A 19,180-nucleotide genomic window follows, 5' to 3' on the forward strand; every position below is an offset into this window, starting at 1 on the left:
ATGAGTAACCAACAAGCTTGCCATGGTTGTAGCTTCACTCACCAATGTATTTGTCACCTGATACCTAGTGTCGCAAGCCAAATCGATCTTGTACTGCTCACTCATGAGAATGAACTGTCACGCGATACCAATACAGGGAAGCTGCTTCAGCAATCCCTTGATCAGTGTCAGTCCGTTGTATGGCAAAGGAAAACACCACCAGCGGAGCTCATCGCACTGCTTGACGATGAAACACGACAACCGTTTCTTTTATTCCCAAGTGATCAAAGTGTCGAGTGCCAGCAAGCTGTAATGACCCAAGCCCAGAGCCATAAGCCGCTATTCATCATCTTGGATGGCACATGGCAAGAAGCGAAGAAGATGCTTAACAAGAGCTCGTGGTTACAAGCCGTTCCGCAAGTTCACCTCGATATTACCAGCGAATCTTCATACACCTTGCGCCGCAACCAAGACAGTGGCCACTTGTGTACTTGTGAAGTGGGTATTGAGTTACTCAAATCTTTAGGTGAAAGTGAATCTGCCAAGCTCATTGATGACTACTACCAGCATTATCTAAAAGTGTTCCACGCCGACAAGTGTGGCCACGCCCTCAAATAGACCAAGCAGGCGCGCGGGAAGGTAAAAACACATTTCGGGACGAGACAGACACTAAAAACAAAAAGGGTGAGCCATAAGCTCACCCTTTTTACATCGTATTTTCGTTATTGAGCCAACCAGTGTTTCACGTGAAACGCTCGCTCCATCAAAACAAACGCTGAGGTTGACCAAAGTAATACCCTTGCAAGTAATCGATCCCCATGTCTTCAGCAATACGGCACACCTGCTCATTATGAACGAACTCCGCCACCGTCTTAGCATTCAGAATCTGGCATAAGCTCACCAACTGCTGAGCGATCTTGCGCTGCTTTTTATCTTTATCAATATTGCGAATCAAACTGCCATCAAGCTTGATCACCTGTGGTTCTAGCTTCAATATCTCATCAATGTTCGAATAGCCCGAACCAAAGTCATCAACAATAATATTCACACCAAGATCGCGGAAGTGATTACACACCTCAATCAAGCGACCGTAATCCTGAATTTGTTCCGTTTCTAACACCTCCAAGCCAATACGCTGTGGGTGACTGATTTTCTTGATCGCTTGTTCAAGGTGAAGAATGGTTTTCTCATTGCTGAAATCTTGTGGCGCTAAATTAATTGAGAACGAATCGGTTCGCTGACTCATAAAATCGAAGGTGCGCGTTATCATCTGACGACTGAGGCGTGTATAGAGATGGGTTCCTTCAATGATTGGCAAGAACTTACCCGGTGCAATTAACTGACCGTCCTCTTCAATTCGAACCAAACACTCGTAGCTCTCTACCTGATGACTGTGTGCTGAAACTATGGGCTGAGAGCACGCCACAATATTCTGATTAAGCACCGCGCGACTCACGCACGACAGCCAACCAAGTTGCTCTTGGCGATGCTTCTCCAATTGAATGAGTGCCTTGGCGCTCACTAGGTGCTTGTTCTGGCTGACAGCGCTGCGCCTCGCATCAATCGCCTTCAACAATAAGTCATCAATAGAGGTAGTCGGGAAATCTCGACGGCTGGCGATACCCGCACAGATAGACACCGACAAGTAATCAATATCGGGTAAACCGGTAGGCTCAAAATTCACATGCTCGGTTTGATCGGCAAATTCCGAGAATCGCTGATGAATATGTTCTTGGCTCGCCCAACTATCAAACACCACCGCCCACTCACCAATACCGATACTGTAGAGCTGACAGCCCTCATCAAAGAACTGCCACAGCGCCTTTTGAAAGTACTCACTCAAATCATGCAGAAGCTTGTCACCCACTCGATAGCCATACTTCTCATTGATCTGACCAAAGGTCGTGACCTTCAAAGCTAACAAGTGGCTGTCACTGCTCATTTTCGACAGTTTCTCACGCAGCACACTTCGATTGGGTAAACCTGTACGGTGATCAATTCGATAGCTTGCCGTCAATGCAGTGGCTTGCTGCTGAATCTTACTCGCCATACTGTTATTTATATCATCGACATCAAGCAGTGCATTTCGGATCAATGAAAACAGAGGGGATATATTGGTAGCGGGTTGTGTCTCTAATGGCAATACTGCCTTACCCTCACCCTCTCTAAGCGCAAGGTAAGTGAGGCTATGGTGCAAGATTCGCTGTTGGCTATTCTCTTGATAAAGTTCTCCCATGCAGTAAACGCCATAGCTGTCGGCCAATTTTTGGAAAACCTCTACCTCTTGGTTGCCATCGATAAAGTCGATGCGAGAGGTGCAGTTGTAAATGAAGAACTGTTCTGGCCTATGAGAGGCGATCTGCTGCACGCCCAGTCGTATCTGCTCTAAGGTCAGTGATGGATGGTCATAACAAAACCGGACCTCATCGCCCACTTGGAACAGGCCGCTGAATTCTATCTCTCCACTTTCCGTTACCTTGAGCGGTAAGTGAATGTTTTGCTCTTTCGGGTCACCGACCATCAAGGGAAAGTTATGCAGTTGCTCAAAAGGCACTTCGAGGCCATCAGCGAGGTAACGATTGTAGAGTTCGCGAACAGGCATCCCATCCAGTTCCAACAACCGGTTCTCTTGAGCACCTGTCACTCGAAAAGTTCGACCAATCGGATTCCATTCAGTGTAGTAACCCTTAGCGATGGAGAGCTCAACACTGTGCAGCGCCAACATCACATAGGCATTTTCATAGCAAATGCCGTCTAACATCACCCATCGCCCATTATCTGTGATGGTCGATGCACCGCCACAGATCGGTAATGAATACATCGACTGCTCAAACGCTGAAAATAGATCTCGGTTATTTATCTGCAAGCGGTCTGCGAAACAGATGATGCTTTGAGTATTATCATTGCACTCAAGCTGTTGCCACATAGCGTGGCTATCGAGCAATGGTTGTTCGCTATATTCGACAACACCACAAGAGTAAGACGTCGCGTCAAAGCGGGTAACAATCAGATAAAGACCTTGGTGCAGGATGACACCTTGACTAATGTAGTGGTTAGCACTGCAACCAATCAATTTGGCATTGGGAAAAGTCGATTGAATCACTTGGCAGGCAGCCAAAACAGAACCTTTCTCGAAAGACGAAAACACCTGAATCAGTAGGCTTTCATGTTGATGAAAATCTATCTTTTCCAATTCACGTTGGGTTTGCTCAATGTCTTGTATCAGGAGAGAAGTCGACTGCATATTCACATTAATCGTTACGTTAATGATTTATTATTGTGCTTATTATAGATAAGGCTTGCACGGAATACTTGCGATCGCGTTATGAATAATGTGACCTTAGTTAGACATCATTCATTCCGCCAAAAAGCAGTCATTAATGGCGGCGCAGTACTTTTATAGCCAGTCGTTACACAATGCGGGAAGCTTTAACTGCTAAAACAGTCGCTTAGGCTCACCGAAGTAGTAACCCTGCAGATAATCGACACCCATTTGCTCTGCTATCTCACAAACCTGTTGGTTATGGACAAATTCAGCGACCGTTTTGGCATTGAACACTTGGCACAAACGAATCAACTGAGAGGCTATGTTTCTTTGTTTTTGATCTTTGTCGATATTACGAATCAAGCTACCGTCGAGCTTAATGATCTGTGGCTCAAGCTTAATGATTTCCTCGATGTTGGAGTAACCAGAGCCAAAGTCATCAACAATGATTCTCGCCCCGAGAGCACGGAAGTGATCACACACCTCAATCATGCGGCCATAATCTTTAATCTGTTCAGACTCGAGAACTTCTAAACCAAGTCGAGTAGGATCGTTCATACCACTGATCGCAGCCTCAAGGACCTCGAGCGTCTTATCGCTCAACAAATCTTGTGGGGATAGATTGATAGAAAATGAGCTCTGCTTATCCGCCATATAGCCAATAGTGCTCTTAATCATGTGTCGACTAAGGCGCGTGTAAAGATGGGTGTCAGCAATGATAGGTAAGAACTTTCCTGGTGGCACAATAGTACCGTCCGACTCCATGATTCTGACCAAACACTCTTGGCCAATCATTTCGTGCGTAACCGACTCCACAATTGGCTGGGAATAAGTGATGATGTTCTGATCTAAAATCGCACGACTTACACAGCTCAGCCAGCCTAGTTGCTCTTTGCGATCTTCTTCACTCACCTGAATGTCTTTAGCATTGGTGATGTGGGTATTGTTACGTACTCCATAGCGTCGAGCTTCGATCGCTTTCAATAAGATCTGGTCACCACTGTCGGTTAAGAAGTCACAACGACTAGCAAAGCCGCCACACAGAGAAACTGACAGGTAATCAATATCAGCCAAACCATATGGCTCAAAATTTATGTGTTCGATGTCATCGGCGAACTCAACGAAACCTTCTTTTATTTTCGTACTACCAACACTAGCATTGAAGATAATCGCCCACTCTCCAACACCAATACTGAATAGCTCTACCTTCACGCGAGGCTCTTTAACCACCCGAAGCTGTAATCGCTCGATAAAGTGATTAGACAGATCGAGTAGCAGCTGATCCCCCACTTGATAACCATACTTCTCGTTAACCTGATGGAAGTTGGTTAGCTTTAAGGTCAGCAGATGTTCACTGAACAGAATCGTATTGAGGCGCTCTTTCAGTACGATACGGTTCGGCAAACCAGTACGCGAGTCAATGCGATAGCTTTCGGTTAAGCGACGCGCTTGTTGATGGAGTTTCTTTTCCATCTGAGTATTCATACTGTCGAGATCAGCGACTGCATTTCTGACTAGGTTAAGCAATGGCGACACGGTTGAGCCACACTGAAAGTCTTCGCAATGAAACTCTTTAATCTCGTCAGACTCGCGCATAGCGATATAAGTCAAGCTGTGGTGCAGTATCTCTTGGCGGTCTTCATTACGGTATAGCTCCCCCATGCAGTAGGCACCACATGTATTCACTATCCCTTCAAATGGCTTGAGCTCAAGTTTACTGTCGATAAATTCAAGTCGAGATACGCAGTTATAAATGATCACCGATTCAGGCTGATGCATGGCTAGCATCTCGGCACCGTGGTGCACCTTTTCTGCAGTGAGCGATGGGTGGTTATAACAAAACTGCGCCTCTTCACCGACATGCCAAGGGCTATCAAACTCAATACTGCCATCATCATTAATACGTAGCGGCGTCGAGATACCCTTCTTTCTGCCAAGTTCTCGATAAAGTGGAAAGCTCATCAGTTGACTAAAAGGAAGGTCTTTGCCATCCGCAAGGTAATGTTTGAATACTTCAATAGCCGGCTTGTCGTTCAATGCGTATAAGCGATTTCCGATTGCGTGTGTGACTCGTAGCTTCATCCCAATCGGGTTCCACTCAGAGTACGCGTCCGACCAAACCTTCAATCTTGGGTTAGTCAGAGCCACAGCAACACAGGCGTGCTGGTAGGTTTGCTCGTTATACATAACCCAACGGCCAAATTCATTCTCATGGCACAGTCCACCAGCTATCGGCAAGGCGTAAGGCAAATTTTCAAAAGCGCTATAAATAGGATAATCACGCCCTTCAACCTGATCGCACAAGCTGATGACCGTTTTGGTTTCTTCTGTAAGGCGCAGCTGAAAAGCTAAGTCTTGGCTGTCTTGATTTGGATTGCCGGAAAAAGGCTGGACCGCAGAGGTTAGATGGGTTTCGTTGAACTCACTGATGATGACTAAGGTGCATGCACTTTCAAGGCAATTATCACAGATAACATGACGAGCACTCTGGCCAATTAGCGTCGCATTATTTAAACGATTGAGGGCAACACCCGCGATTTGACGAGCTAGATCTGAAGATTGAGCTGAGAAAATTTGAATAAGGTACTGTTTGCTGTCACACCATTCTCGCTGATCAAATTGAGCTCTAAATAACGCCTCAGTATTTGCGAGAAATGTAAATGTTTGCATGCCAACCCTTGTTCAAAATCGAGTGAAGTAACAACCCGCAACCACTGCTATGACTGAAATGAATCGATAAAAAGTAGTCGCCAATTATCCTAGCCTAATCAGGCTTTTATAGGCGACTAATGTAACAATTCAATAGCATAAATGCGACACAATAAGCTTACCGAGCCATTAAATTAGTCGCATAAGATCGCTAAGTTGGTCTATTTCAACATCAGGGAGCACACTCGCCTTCGGGGAGCGGTATAAATTGGAACCAGTGTCATTAAACCAGCACGCTTGGAAGCCATTTTGCTTGGCTCCATAGACATCCGTTTTGAGGTGATCGCCAACATGAAGAATATTCTCAGCGTCACAACCTAGGTGTTGCTGAGCTTTTTCAAACATATCTGGATAGGGTTTTGCTCTGCCATCAGGGCCAGCTTTAAGGATTAATTGAAAGTACAGCCCTAAGCCAATTTTGTGTGGATCGACATTGCCATTGGTAATCGCAACCAGAGGAATACGTTGGCTAAGTTCAGTCATCACTCGATGCGTTTCTTGAGGGACATCGACTTGATTACGCAACCACAAGGCATGCTCAATGCCCTCTCGAGCCGCTTGCTCTGCTTGCTGCAGAGAGTAACCCAATTGCAGCAAACCACTCTTAATCTGAGTTTCACGCCACACGGTGACATCATGTTTCAAAGCTGGGTTTTCAGATGCGACTTGCTGCTTAATGCCCTGCCACTCTTCAAGCGATAAAGAAGCCGACACTGGGTGCTTTTGATAAAGCCACTGTGCCATCTCTTTCTCAACCTTCATGATCACAGGCCAGTTGTCATACAGGGTGTCATCCAAGTCAAAGGTCATGGCTTTGATGGGCTTTAACCCTCGATAAATTCGCATAGTAAACCCTTTAATCTAATCTTTATTCTTCTTACGAGCTCTCGGGTGAGCCTGATCATAAGCTTGTGCTAAGTGTTGGAAATCTAAGTGGGTATACACTTGGGTCGTCGAGATGTTTTCATGGCCAAGCAACTCTTGCACAGCACGAAGATTTTGGCTCGATTCCAGCACATGCGTTGCAAAGGAGTGACGCAGTTTATGCGGGCTGATGTGGCTCGCGACAGATTGCTTCTTGCCCCACTCTTCCATGCGCTTTTGCACGCTGCGGTGAGAGATACGAGTCCCGAGCTTAGAGACAAACAGCGAGGTTTCACCCGGTGAAGCCAATTCACCACGAACTTTGAGCCATTTATCGACCCACTCTTTAGCTAAACCAGAAAAAGGCGCTTTGCGTTCTTTGTCGCCTTTACCAATCACTCGGATTTCGCCTTGTCGACCCAACACATCTTTCAGATTGATGCCGACCAGTTCTGCCAGTCGTAATCCAGCACCATACATCACCTCCATCATCGCTCGATCACGAATCGACAATGGATCGTCCTCATTCACATCAAGCAGTTGACCCACTTCATCAACATCGAGGTTTTTAGGCAAAGGGCGTTGTTTGCGAGGTGCAGAGACACCTTTGGCTGGATTGGCGGTCATTTCGCCACGCAACACAAGGAAATCAAAGAAGCTGCGCAGTGACGATAAGCGCGTTGCAATGCTGCTCGCTTTCATTCCCTCACGCATGCCTTTACTGGCCAGTTGTCTGACCCACGCCGCATCGACTTGACCCCAATCCTTTAGCCCTAGAGTGACTAAATGACCGGCCATGGTTTCAAGTTGTTGTTTGTAATTACGTTGGGTGTGTAGGCTGAGTCCCTTCTCGCTTCGGAGATATTCATAGAAGCGAGAAAGTGGCTTTTGAAGGCTGTTAGGAAGAGGTATTTTGGGCTCTAGGCTCATTATTTATCTGCCAAGGTAAGGTGTCCGCCAAATGAGCGACAACAAGTGCTAAATGGCGTAAAAAGAGCGTATCCATATGGGGTTGGAAATGTCCGCCATCTTCACTAGAAAAGGCGAGCAAACCCAATGGAGACTGCTTAGCAAGCGGTAGTACTACATAAGAGCCTAGCTCTGGAACTGGATAATCACCAAACAAATCGTGTCTGTCGGCTTTTCTCAAGCGTCCAAGATAAGCATCTTTGCCATTGAAATGGTTAAGCGAAAACTTAGAGTAACCCTCAGCACTCAACTGATAAAAGCCAGATTGCGAAAGAATACGAACATGAGCCTTAAGCCCAAGATCTAACGCTTTTTGTTCAACGGCTTTTATCACCTGCATGAAGTCACTGCATTTCAGCACTTGCGCTTGCAGATCCATAAACTCATAGAAGGTTTTATCGTTATTTGCTGCCAACGACATCAAGCCAGTGATCTCTTCTTCAAGCTCTTCGATTCGATGACGTTGGCGTTTAAGCTGAACCTCAACCAGAGAAACAGCGCCCTGCTCAACGTTATTGATAGCAAGGCGATCAACCAAATCTTTTCGGTCTTGGAAAAAATCTGGGTTATCACGTAAATATTCCGCGACCACTTCTGCGGTGAGTGCGTCGGCTTCAACGTAAGACAAAACCTATCCTTTATTTTTATGAATATATTTGTTTTGGGTCGTTATTAGCAAGAAAGTTGACCATCAAACACATGCGTTGCAGGGCCGGTCATAAACAGAGGTTTACCCGGGCCTTGCCAGCTAATGTGTAAGTCACCGCCTGGTAGACGAACCTTCACATTCTCAGCCAGTAAGCCTTGAGTGATACCCACTGCAACTGCGCCACACGCTCCGCTGCCACATGCCTGAGTTTCACCCGCGCCGCGTTCGTAAACACGTAGACGAACTTCTTCACGGTTAACGACCTGCATAAAGCCAGCATTAACACGCTCAGGGAAACGTTCATGTGATTCAAGTAGTGGGCCTAAGGTGTCCACATCAGCCGTGTCGACGTCATCAACCACGGTAACCACATGTGGGTTACCCATGCTTACCGCACCACAGAATAAGGTGTGTACATCCGTTCTTAGGATATACGTCTTCTCTGGCTGCTTGGCCTTGAATGGAATCTTGCCGGGTTCGAACTCAGGAATGCCCATGTTCACCGTGATCAGGTCATTCTCTTCAATCTTGAGAACCATTTTACCTTTCTTGGTACTCACGTTGATGCTGTACTTATTCGTTAAGCCTTTCATGCGAACGAATCGTGCAAAACAACGTGCACCATTGCCACACTGCTCCACTTCACTGCCATCCGCATTGAATATGCGGTAATGGAAATCAGTTTCTGGATCATAGGGAGCCTCAACCACAAGTAGCTGATCAAAGCCCACACCAGTGTGACGATCCGCCAAACGACGGATCAAATCTGGAGAAAAGAAAATATTTTGAGTAATGCAGTCCACGACCATGAAATCATTGCCCAAACCATGCATTTTAGAAAAGTGGAAGTGCATAACGCTTAAAATTACTCCGGAAGAATGTTTTCAAGTTCCCACAGACTCGTAAGCTCTTCACGCTGACGAACCAAGTGAGTTTTATCGCCATCCACCATCACTTCAGCCGCACGCGAACGAGTGTTGTAGTTAGATGACATCGCGAAGCCATAAGCACCCGCTGAGCGAACTGCTAGCAGATCACCTTCTTTAAGAACAAGGTCACGATCTTTACCTAGGAAATCGCCTGTCTCACAGATTGGGCCAACCAAATCGTAAGTCACAGCTTCACCCTGACGAGGGCTAACAGGAACAATATCCTGCCAAGCTTGATAAAGTGCTGGGCGCATTAGGTCGTTCATTGCTGCATCGATGATGGCAAAGTTCTTGTGCTCTGTTGGCTTGAGGAACTCGACTTTCGTTAATAATACACCAGCGTTAGCAGCAATCGCTCTTCCAGGCTCGAAAATCAGCTCTAGATCAGAATGATTGTCTAGGCGAGCCAATAAAGCTTTCGCGTAGTCAGAAGGCTGTGGTGGTAATTCATCACGATAAACCACACCCAAGCCGCCACCGACATCAAGGTGTTTGATGTTGATACCGTTAGCACGTAGCTGGTCGATCAGCGCAAGTAGGCGATCGGTTGCATCGATGAAAGGTTCGATATCCGTTAACTGAGAACCAATGTGGCAATCAATACCATGGATAGACAAGTTATCGAGTGTTTTTGCAAACTCATAAACAGCAGGAGCACGGTCGAAAGCGATACCAAACTTGTTATCACGCAGACCAGTAGAGATATAAGGGTGAGTGTTCGCATCAACGTCTGGGTTGATACGCAGTGAAATCGGCGCTTTAACACCAAGCTCACCAGCTACTTTATTCAGTCGCTCTAGTTCTGGTTCAGACTCTACGTTGAAACACTTAATGTTCAACTCAAGCGCACGCTTCATTTCAGCGGCTGTTTTACCGACACCAGAGAATACAACTTTTGCTGGATCGCCACCGGCAGCAACCACACGCTCTAGCTCACCGCCAGAAACGATATCGAAGCCAGAGCCCAAACGAGCCAAAGTATTCAACACGCCAAGGTTTGAGTTAGCTTTAACGGCATAACACACCAAGTGCGGATGCTCACCAACCGATGAATCAAACGCATTCCAGTGGCGTTCTAATGTTGCACGAGAATATACATACAGCGGTGTACCATATTGCTCTGCTAGTTGTGAAAGTGCGACGTCCTCAGCCCAAAGCTGGCCATCTTCCTGATAGTTGAAGTAATCCAAAGTTCTTATCCCTTATAAATAACGATTTCTGCGTGTTTTCACTTATTGTGATTGTTCGGTTTGCTGAACTTCATCAGGATCGTACAAAGGACCCGTTTGACCACAACCAGAAAGTCCAATAACGGACATCATAAATAGAGCAGCAATTAATTTTTTCATTTTGCATATCGTGATTATTAACTCAATGCCCCCTATAATCGCACCACACTCAGGAAAAGCAATAGGATAGAAAGGATGAACGAGACTGAATTTCATCAGCTGGTCGATATACAGATGCAAAACATCGAAGAAGCTATCGATGAATCAGAGGCAGATATTGATTACGAAGTGACTGGTAACGTGATGACGCTAGAGTTTGAGAACCGCAGCCAAATCATCATTAACCGCCAAGAACCAATGAAAGAAATCTGGTTAGCGTCTAAATCTGGTGGCTTTCACTTTAAGCTAGTTGACGACAAGTGGACATGTTCAAAGACGGGCATGGAGCTGTTTGAGATGGTTAAAGAAGAATGCGTGAAGCACGCAGGTGAAGCGATCGATTGGGTCTAATCATTTGTAAGCAAAACTAAAAAGGAGTGAATCAATCACTCCTTTTTCAATATCAATCGGGCTTAGTAAGACTAGATGTTGACTATCTTTGAGCTCCGAGAAGCTAAAGTTGCATCGTTACGATAAGGCACAACGTAAGAATTGCCTTCTTCAGGATGAACGATTTGGTAGTACTGAGGTAGGTTAAAGTTAATCAACTTAGACGACATCTTCGACTCATCTTTTACCGATGTGTAGAAAGAATTCACGCTCGCGATCATCTCATCTTTTTCACCGCTGTACTGGTGGTAGACCTCAACTTGGTTCGACTCGTCCAATACATAAATATTGAAGCCTTTGTCGGTATCTTCGAAAAAGAACTGAATCAAGCCCTCACTCGCAAAACCATCCACCACTTCTGGTAGCTGATACTCTTGCTCTTTATCGAGCATCAGTAAAGGTGAGCCTTTGAGCTTATTGGTTGAGATGCTACGGTAGAAATCGACCGAGTTTTCCAACATCTGTACCGACACACCACGACGTTCGAAGAACAGACCAAACATCTTATTAGCTAAACGAATAGCCTTAAAGCGGCGGCGCTTCTCGGGTTCAATCGGTTTCAATCGTAAATCGATACACTCAGCAAGCAGTTGATACACCATGTTACGCATCACACCACGCAGGTTTTTGCTGTAACAGAACACATCAACCGATTCTGGCGGTAAAGCATCTTGGTGCATTTTGCCAAGCACCGTCTTCAGCGCATCCAGCATTGCCGTATCACCTTGGAAATGCAGCGTACGTACTTCATGCCAAGAGTTACGATAAACTAAGTCGACACTGCCGACTAAGCTCTTACCTTCCTCACCAAAGCTGAAGATATCGGCGTTCTTGAGGTCCACTTTTAATGCACGACCACTTAATTCAGACGTCGGGTCATTTTCAAAGTTGATGAACATCGCTAGCTGGCTTATCTCACACGGGCTCGCCAGTGCTTGCATACTTGGGCGACGCTTACGCAAAGAAAACGTATTACGCAGGTCGCTCACCATTTGATAGAACTTATCGATATCGATGTGAGCGTCACGTACCACAGAGTGCAAACGTGTCGACTCGGTAATCAAGCCATTAAAAAACGACCATGCTACCAACTTACTCAAGTACTCATGGTGCTCTAGAGAAGGCTGACCAAGAATGCGGTGTGCAACCAGTGGCTGCTTATACAAGTACCAACCTGCTTTATTCGACTGACCCTGACGAACTTCGATGAAGCTCAAGTCGGGTTCATGCAGATCCGGAGAGATTTGTGGGTTCAGCAGTGTCACTTTACCTGGCAATACCTCAAACGCAGCGTAAAGCTTACGTGCCAAGATGCTGATATCTTGTGGACTGATTGCCGAAGTGATGTCGTTACGACGCGCAAATTGAATCAGATTACGATAGCTCAGCATCAAGGCATCAAGCAGTGCATGGTGCACCACTTTAACCTGCTCAACCTTCCAGTTACGGCGGTTATCGAGCTCAGCAATGGTTTCATGTCCCCAATTCCAAGATTTAGTCATCTCGGTTAAGGCTTCACGACGCCACGCAACGGAGCCAATGCCCGCATCTCGTGACAACTTCTCGTGGGTCTTAAGATAAAAACAGCGCCTCACCAAGTCCAATCGAGTATGGTCGTTAATACGCTCTAGGTAGCGCGTTACCTTCTCAAGCATCAGATAGTAACTATCCATGCCATACAGATCCGGTTCATCCGCGAAGAAGCGACGCTTGGTATCAATACTCAGCAGTTGGGTGTTTGGGTATTCCCATGAATAGGCTTCTAACAGGATCGCCTTCAAAACCGATTTATACGGTGAGTCGATACTCTTATAGAGCTGCCACAGGTTTGAACCAAAGTACTCTTCAGCGGGAATGCGATTCAGCTTGCCGAAATCGATCCACTGCGAGCAATCAAGATAGCCATCCTGACACAAACCTTGAACATACTCGTCGTAACACTCTTCCATTTCTGGCGGAATGATTTGCCACAACAAACGCTGACCAGCCAAACGAACCGCAGAGCGATAAAACTCATCAAGCAATAATAAGTGCTGTGAAGAACCACAGTTATCGCCGGTCATCTCTTCTGAATGGTTCGAACGGAAACGCTCTTCATCCATCAAGAAGAAGTTCGCTTCTACTCCCAAGGTTTCAGCCCAATCGGTAATCAAGAGACACTTGTTGGTTAGGCTATCGCGAGAGGCGCCATCCATATCCGGGGAAACACACACCCAGATATCAAGATCACTTGAAGTGCTTTGACCAATAGAAGAAGTACTACCCATGGTGTACAAGCCAAGGATTGCTGGTTCATCCGTCTCGGTGAGTTTGCCACCCAGCGTTAATTCGGTATCAGAGACAAATTGCTTTTGGAATTCATTAAGCGTGAAGCTACGAATTCCAAAAGGAACTTGTTGGTCATAATAACCAGGCATCATCGGGTGATTGAAGTGAAGCAGTGCGGGAATAAGGTTGAATACTCGCTGGCCTTGCACATTCATCAACGCCAACGCACGATCAATGCGCTGCTGATTTAGATTGTCTAATCGTTGAATCAAAGTTTGAGTGTAAGCCTGCAAGGTAAGTCCTTGGTTTGAGGTTAAGTGCAGTTCTGTTTAGTTACTGAACGAAAGGAGCAACAAAACGTGATCAATTTAACACTTTTACCCTTAATGGTAAAGCAAAGGAACCCGTCATACTGGTCAATTCCTTGATGACAGAAAGTTAAACTCACGGCGCCGTAGTGTCCTCTTTATTGACTATTTCTAATAATAGCCCATGTTTCAAATGAGATACTAATCACACTATTTTGGTGAACTCATGAAAATCTCTCAGCTATCAAAGTATGGAATGATCAAACAGTAAGAATTCTCGCCTCATAATGGTAGGATTAGGCTATTACAGAACCTATATCGGAAACACCATGACAAATTCAGCACCAATCCGTATCGCGACCAGAAAAAGCCCTCTTGCCCTTTGGCAGGCATACTTTGTAAGGGATGCACTGCAAGCTGCTCACCCTGGTTTAGAGGTTGAGTTGGTAACTATGGTGACCAAAGGTGACATCATCCTAGACACTCCGCTTGCTAAAGTGGGTGGTAAAGGACTGTTCGTTAAAGAACTTGAAGTAGCCATGCTAGAAGGTCGTGCTGACCTAGCGGTTCACTCAATGAAAGATGTACCTGTCGACTTCCCTGAAGGTCTAGGTCTGGTAACAATTTGTGAGCGCGAAGATCCGCGTGACGCTTTCGTATCAAACACTTACAACAACATCGACGAACTCCCACAAGGTGCTGTCGTGGGTACGTGCAGTCTGCGTCGCCAATGCCAACTGTTAGAATACCGCCCAGATCTGATCATCAAAGAGCTGCGCGGCAACGTTGGTACTCGTCTAGGTAAACTCGATGATGGTCAATACGATGCGATCGTACTGGCTGCTGCAGGTCTTAAACGTCTAGAGCTAGAAGAGCGTATTCGTAGCTTCATCGAACCAGAGCAGTCTCTCCCTGCTGTTGGCCAAGGCGCTGTTGGTATTGAGTGTCGCCTTGATGACGAGCGTCTGATTAAACTCCTTGAACCACTGAATCATAAAGACACGGCTGATCGTGTACTGTGCGAACGTGCAATGAACCTTACCCTAGAAGGTGGCTGTCAGGTTCCTATCGGCAGCTACTCATTATTAGATGGCGAAAACATCTGGCTACGTGCATTAGTTGGTGAACCGGACGGTTCTAAGATGGTTCGTGGTGAGATCTCTGGCCCTCGCAAAGATGCAGAAGCACTTGGCGTGACTCTGGCAAATCAATTGCTGGATGATGGCGCGAGAGAAATCTTAACCAAGCTCTACGTTGACCAAGAATAATCATGACAGTGTTGGTGACTCGTCCCGGTTCAGAGGGACAATCGCTTTGCCAACAACTAGCGGATGAAGGGGTTCAAGCAATCCATCATCCGCTGATTCGTATCGTGGATAATCCCAACTCTGCGGATTTAAGCACCCAGCTTAATAACAGCGATATCATTATTGCAGTCAGTCACCACGCCGTGGCGGCTGCCCAAAGCATCCTTTCAAAAACCTCATCCATTTGGCCTACTTCGCCGCTTTATCTTGGCGTTGGTCAAAAAACTGCGCACGTTTTAAGCAAAGTCTGTAAACAAAAAGTAAACTATCCTCAAGTTAGTGATAGTGAACATCTTCTTAAACTTACTGAACTTAATGGCGTAGAAAATAAGTCCATTTTGATACTACGTGGCAATGGTGGGCGTGAGCTCATTAGGGATTCTCTACTCAATCGAGGTGCACAAGTCTCTTATTGTGAGACCTACCGTAGAGAATATATTCCTATTAGCGACCACAATACCTATCAAACATGGATAAACAAAAAAACGTCCAAAGTTGTCATCACTAGTCAGGAACAATTGGAGTATCTCTGCTCAATTACCCCTGATGAGTATTTGGCTTGGCTTTCAACAAGACATCTATTTGTCCCAAGCCAGCGCATTGTAGAACGAGCACAACAACTCGGCTTCTCGAATGTGACCAATACTCACAGTGCTACGAACCAAATATTACTGGCTGCTCTCCGGCCCTAGCTAGAAACAGGAAATAAGCATGACAAGCAAAAAAAATAATGAGCATATTGAACCTGAAAAGAAACAAGATACTCAGCCAGTAGTTGTTGAAAACGAAAAAGCTGACTCTACAGAGACAAAACAACCTGAACAGAAGCTTGATGCCTCTGCTTCAAATACCGCTAAAAATGAGCAGCCTCAAGCTGAGCATAAAGAGCAAATAGAGAAAGCAGAAAAGCAAGGTAAGCGCGGTGTCAAACTAGGCGCTATTGCGATCGCTATTTCAATTATCTTCAGTGGCGGTATCGCATTTCAAATGCAGCAAAAGAGCGCTGAATACTCGGCTCAAATAGCCGCTCTTCAAGCACAACTTCAAAATACCCAATCTGCGGTAAATAAAGACCTACAAACCATCAAGCAAGAGACTATCCAAGAAGCCTCACACGCGGTGGAGAAAACTCAGGTCGTGCAATCTCAACAGCAGAAGAGCATTCAAAGCCTGCAGTTAGCAGTGGCTGACGTGAAAGGTCGCCGCCCGAATGACTGGTTACTTGCCGAAGCCGATTACCTTGTGAAACTAGCAGGACGTAAACTGTTCCTCGAGCATGATGCCGTTAGCGCAACCAAGTTAATGGAAAGCGCCGATCAACGTATCGCAGCACTGAATGACCCGAGCTTAGTGTCACTGCGTCAATCAATGACCAATGACATTACCAAGCTTCGCACTATTCCTCTGATCGACCGTGACGGCTTAGTTCTGCGTATCACAAGCTTGCAACAGCAAGTCGATACACTGCCGCTTGCCAATGCGATTCTTCCGGAAGCTGCGGTTGTTGAGAAAAAAGCGGTATCGCAAGATATTAATGATTGGAAGAACAACCTGATGACGTCGATGAAAGACTTCTCAGAAAACTTCATTACCTTCCGTAGTCGTGATGGCGAAGTTATCCCTCTACTCTCTCCTGAACAACACTTCTACCTGCGTGAAAACATCAAAGGTAAATTAGAAACCGCGATTCGCGCCGTCTACAAAGAACAAGGTGAACTCTATAGCGCAGCTCTTAATACCGCTAGCGAGTGGTCGAAAGCGTATCTAAACCAAGATAACAACTCAGTGATTGAATTTGAGAAAGCGATTAAACAGCTAAGTGAACAGAACATCTCTGTGAAATACCCTGTAAAGCTTGAGTCTCAAAATGAGTTGTCAGATGTGATACGTGAGCGCCTACGTCGTGAAGTCACCGTTATGACCACGGAGGAAAAATAATGATTCGTTGGATTTTTCTTTTTCTCGTTCTAGGTGCTGGGTTAATTGTTGGTACTCAGTTCTCTGGTCAACAAGGCTACGTTCTGATCTCAATTGCGAATAAGACCATTGAGATGAGCGTGACAACACTGGTTATCTTCGTCATCGCTCTTCTAGCGGCTCTATTCGGCTTAGAGTACCTATTTAAAAAGCTTATGTACGCGAGCTCGACAACTTGGAATTGGTTCAGTGTTCGTAAATTGAAACGCTCTCGTCGTTATACCAATGAAGGCATCATCAAGCTGCTTGAAGGTGACTGGAAAGGCGCTGAGAAGAAGGTAACACGTTGGGCTAACCATCACGACATGCCTCTACTTTGTTATTTAGTCGCTTCTCAAGCGGCGCACGAACAAGGTAATACGAGTGAGCGTGATAAGTACATCGAGCTTGCTAGCCAACAGGACGACTCTCTACTGGCGGTTGAGCTAACTAAAGCTAAACAGCAAATCAGCGAGTCAAACTACGAAGCTGCATTCGATACACTTTCTACCCTAAAAGGCACATACCCTAATAACACTGCTGTACTTGGCCTGTTAAAAGCCACTTACTTGCAACTGAAGTTATGGCAGCCATTGCTAGAGTTAACGCCTAAATTAGTTAAGAACAAACTTCTAACAGCTGATGAGCAACGTGAATTAGAACAGAAAGCACAATGTGGATTACTTCATGATGTAGCTCAACAACAAGGTAGCGAAGGTTTAATCAGCCATTGGAACAAGCTTTCAAGAAAGCAGAAACAAAGTTCGCACCTTGTATCTTGCTTTGTGAAGCAACTGATCGCTCGCAAAGCTGACTCAGAAGCGTTCACAGTGATCAAAGAGAACATTGCGAAGAGTGGTTCAAATGAGCTCTACATGTTGCTTCCAGAGTTGAATCTAGCCGATCACCACCCAGTAGTGGTCATGCTAGAACGTGCAATCAGTAAAGACAGTGGTAATGCCGAAGCACACAGCGCTCTGGCTCAGTTCTACTTAAGAGAGCAGAAGTGGGCGGAAGCACAAAGCCACTTCGAAAAAGCCCTAGCACTTCGCTCAAATGTTTCAGATTACGGATATCTATCTGACGCCCTAGAGAAGCAAAACTTAACGAAAGCAGCTCACGAGGTTTCTCGTAAAGCGCTCGCTCTAGTTCAACCCGCTTAACTCTAAGCGACTCAAACTAAGCCGATGTCTAGCATCGGCTTTTTTGTATCTGCTATTTAACCCTAGATAACTTCTACAATACCTATAAACCAAACGCCTCGAACCCTACCCATCCAATGCTACCAAACCAACTAATCATGAAATTGCTCAATCGGGCCTCTCAAACAGACGGAGAACGACTTTAATTATGTCTGTACGTAGTTTTACCATTCTTATAAACAACCCCAGAGAAGAGACTCAGGAAGAGCCATAGAGAAAAGTGACACCTTTAAGCCCAAGATTAAATGAGTCTCACCTTGAAAGAAGGCGTTTAAAGATATTTACCCGCAGACAGATACCCACTTTAAATCACGCTGAATTAACAATTAAATAGACATCAATGTTCCAACTATAAACCGTTATAACCGGGGAGTTCACGTAACTGCCTGTAGATTAATCTATTAAGTAGAGGGAGATAGCAAGAGTTACCGACCAACAAAACCTTGTTATTAGAAACGAGGCATCTTTATCAGCCAGTTCAAATTAGTAGGAGATAGAGCTCTCAAGACGCTCAGGAAAAGTTAATCAACGAACCAATAGCCACAAGTATAAACTTACGTAATCAAGCGCTGCTAGAGAGAGCAGAGCTTAATAATAAGTGTCGGAATATCAGAGCTCGTGATCAACGTAAAGCGCCTCTACAAACTCTGAGACGAATAATAAGACTCATACCAATCCGGAAAATTAACTGATCAGGTCAATCCAATCTCTTGTACACATTTTTGTGACGCGATCTTTGCACTCAAGAAATCCATTCCAAGCGCTACAGACCTTCGAAACAATATCGTTATAATCAATGAAGTTTTGGTTTGCTAGATAGTGTTGCCTTAACCAACTCCACACTTGCTCTATAGGGTTAAGCTCTGGTGAGTATGGCGGCAATTTGATAATACTGACATTATCAAATGGGTTAGCAATATCATCGGTATGCCATCCTGCGCCATCCATTATTACCACTGAATGACGGTCTTTTTCTGTGACTTTAGATATCTGCTCT

At 45.4% G+C, this 19,180-nt stretch carries 16 protein-coding genes; 6 read left to right on the plus strand and 10 right to left on the minus strand.

Going from position 1 to position 19,180, the window contains the following annotated elements:
* Positions 1–597, plus strand: coding sequence for a tRNA-uridine aminocarboxypropyltransferase (locus AB4133_RS14560; protein WP_372224864.1), 597 nt, complete (start codon positions 1–3; stop codon positions 595–597).
* Between the two features lie 145 nt (positions 598–742).
* Here the strand turns inward: AB4133_RS14560 and AB4133_RS14565 are convergent, their stop codons facing one another.
* The 8 genes from AB4133_RS14565 to lptM form a co-directional block, all read right to left on the minus strand.
* On the minus strand, positions 743–3,223 hold the full coding sequence (locus AB4133_RS14565; protein WP_372224865.1) for an EAL domain-containing protein: 2,481 nt from the start codon (positions 3,221–3,223) through the stop codon (positions 743–745).
* A gap of 192 nt (positions 3,224–3,415) precedes the next feature.
* Positions 3,416–5,914, minus strand: coding sequence for an EAL domain-containing protein (locus AB4133_RS14570; protein ID WP_017071799.1), 2,499 nt, complete (start codon positions 5,912–5,914; stop codon positions 3,416–3,418).
* A 168-nt stretch (positions 5,915–6,082) separates the two neighbouring features.
* Entirely contained in the window at positions 6,083–6,799 is a 717-nt protein-coding gene (gene yigB, locus AB4133_RS14575) for a 5-amino-6-(5-phospho-D-ribitylamino)uracil phosphatase YigB (RefSeq protein ID WP_017068593.1), read from the minus strand.
* 15 nt (positions 6,800–6,814) lie between these two features.
* Entirely contained in the window at positions 6,815–7,747 is a 933-nt protein-coding gene (xerC, locus tag AB4133_RS14580; protein ID WP_372224867.1) for a tyrosine recombinase XerC, read from the minus strand.
* Positions 7,716–8,414 carry a DUF484 family protein gene (locus AB4133_RS14585; RefSeq protein ID WP_017061014.1) on the minus strand — a complete coding sequence of 233 codons (699 nt, stop codon included), beginning with the start codon at positions 8,412–8,414 and terminating at the stop codon, positions 7,716–7,718. Before AB4133_RS14585 ends, xerC begins: the two co-directional genes overlap by 32 nt.
* Positions 8,415–8,458: 44 nt before the next feature.
* Positions 8,459–9,289, minus strand: a complete 831-nt coding sequence (dapF, locus tag AB4133_RS14590) for a diaminopimelate epimerase (protein ID WP_017061013.1) — start codon at positions 9,287–9,289, stop codon at positions 8,459–8,461.
* Positions 9,290–9,300: 11 nt separating this feature from the next.
* Positions 9,301–10,554 carry a diaminopimelate decarboxylase gene (lysA, locus tag AB4133_RS14595; RefSeq protein WP_372224869.1) on the minus strand — a complete coding sequence of 418 codons (1,254 nt, stop codon included), beginning with the start codon at positions 10,552–10,554 and terminating at the stop codon, positions 9,301–9,303.
* Between the two features lie 42 nt (positions 10,555–10,596).
* On the minus strand, positions 10,597–10,713 hold the full coding sequence (gene lptM, locus AB4133_RS22090; RefSeq protein ID WP_017063757.1) for an LPS translocon maturation chaperone LptM: 117 nt from the start codon (positions 10,711–10,713) through the stop codon (positions 10,597–10,599).
* Positions 10,714–10,788: 75 nt separating this feature from the next.
* Between lptM and cyaY the strand changes: the two genes are divergently transcribed.
* Positions 10,789–11,103 (plus strand): iron donor protein CyaY, encoded by a 315-nt coding sequence (cyaY, locus tag AB4133_RS14605; protein ID WP_017061010.1) that lies wholly within the window; start codon positions 10,789–10,791, stop codon positions 11,101–11,103.
* Between the two features lie 71 nt (positions 11,104–11,174).
* Here cyaY and AB4133_RS14610 read toward each other — a convergent pair whose 3' ends face one another.
* Positions 11,175–13,703 (minus strand): class I adenylate cyclase, encoded by a 2,529-nt coding sequence (locus tag AB4133_RS14610; protein ID WP_017066755.1) that lies wholly within the window; start codon positions 13,701–13,703, stop codon positions 11,175–11,177.
* A gap of 344 nt (positions 13,704–14,047) precedes the next feature.
* Between AB4133_RS14610 and hemC the strand changes: the two genes are divergently transcribed.
* From hemC to AB4133_RS14630, 4 genes are read left to right on the plus strand one after another with little or no spacing between them, the layout of a single operon-like run.
* Positions 14,048–14,986 carry a hydroxymethylbilane synthase gene (gene hemC, locus AB4133_RS14615; protein WP_017061008.1) on the plus strand — a complete coding sequence of 313 codons (939 nt, stop codon included), beginning with the start codon at positions 14,048–14,050 and terminating at the stop codon, positions 14,984–14,986.
* 2 nt (positions 14,987–14,988) lie between these two features.
* Positions 14,989–15,717, plus strand: a complete 729-nt coding sequence (locus AB4133_RS14620) for a uroporphyrinogen-III synthase (protein ID WP_017061007.1) — start codon at positions 14,989–14,991, stop codon at positions 15,715–15,717.
* Between the two features lie 19 nt (positions 15,718–15,736).
* Positions 15,737–16,963, plus strand: a complete 1,227-nt coding sequence (locus tag AB4133_RS14625; protein WP_372224871.1) for a uroporphyrinogen-III C-methyltransferase — start codon at positions 15,737–15,739, stop codon at positions 16,961–16,963.
* Positions 16,963–18,144 carry a heme biosynthesis protein HemY gene (locus AB4133_RS14630; RefSeq protein WP_017063752.1) on the plus strand — a complete coding sequence of 394 codons (1,182 nt, stop codon included), beginning with the start codon at positions 16,963–16,965 and terminating at the stop codon, positions 18,142–18,144. The genes AB4133_RS14625 and AB4133_RS14630 overlap by 1 nt, the downstream gene beginning before the upstream one ends.
* A 723-nt stretch (positions 18,145–18,867) precedes the next feature.
* On the opposite strand, the gene AB4133_RS14635 is transcribed toward AB4133_RS14630, so the two are convergent.
* On the minus strand, positions 18,868–19,180 hold a 313-nt coding region (locus tag AB4133_RS14635; RefSeq protein WP_017060484.1), incomplete at its 5' end, for a transposase.

Origin of the sequence: Vibrio sp. 10N.286.52.F8, assembly GCF_041468745.1 — a bacterium.
Classification (GTDB): domain Bacteria; phylum Pseudomonadota; class Gammaproteobacteria; order Enterobacterales; family Vibrionaceae; genus Vibrio; species Vibrio crassostreae_C.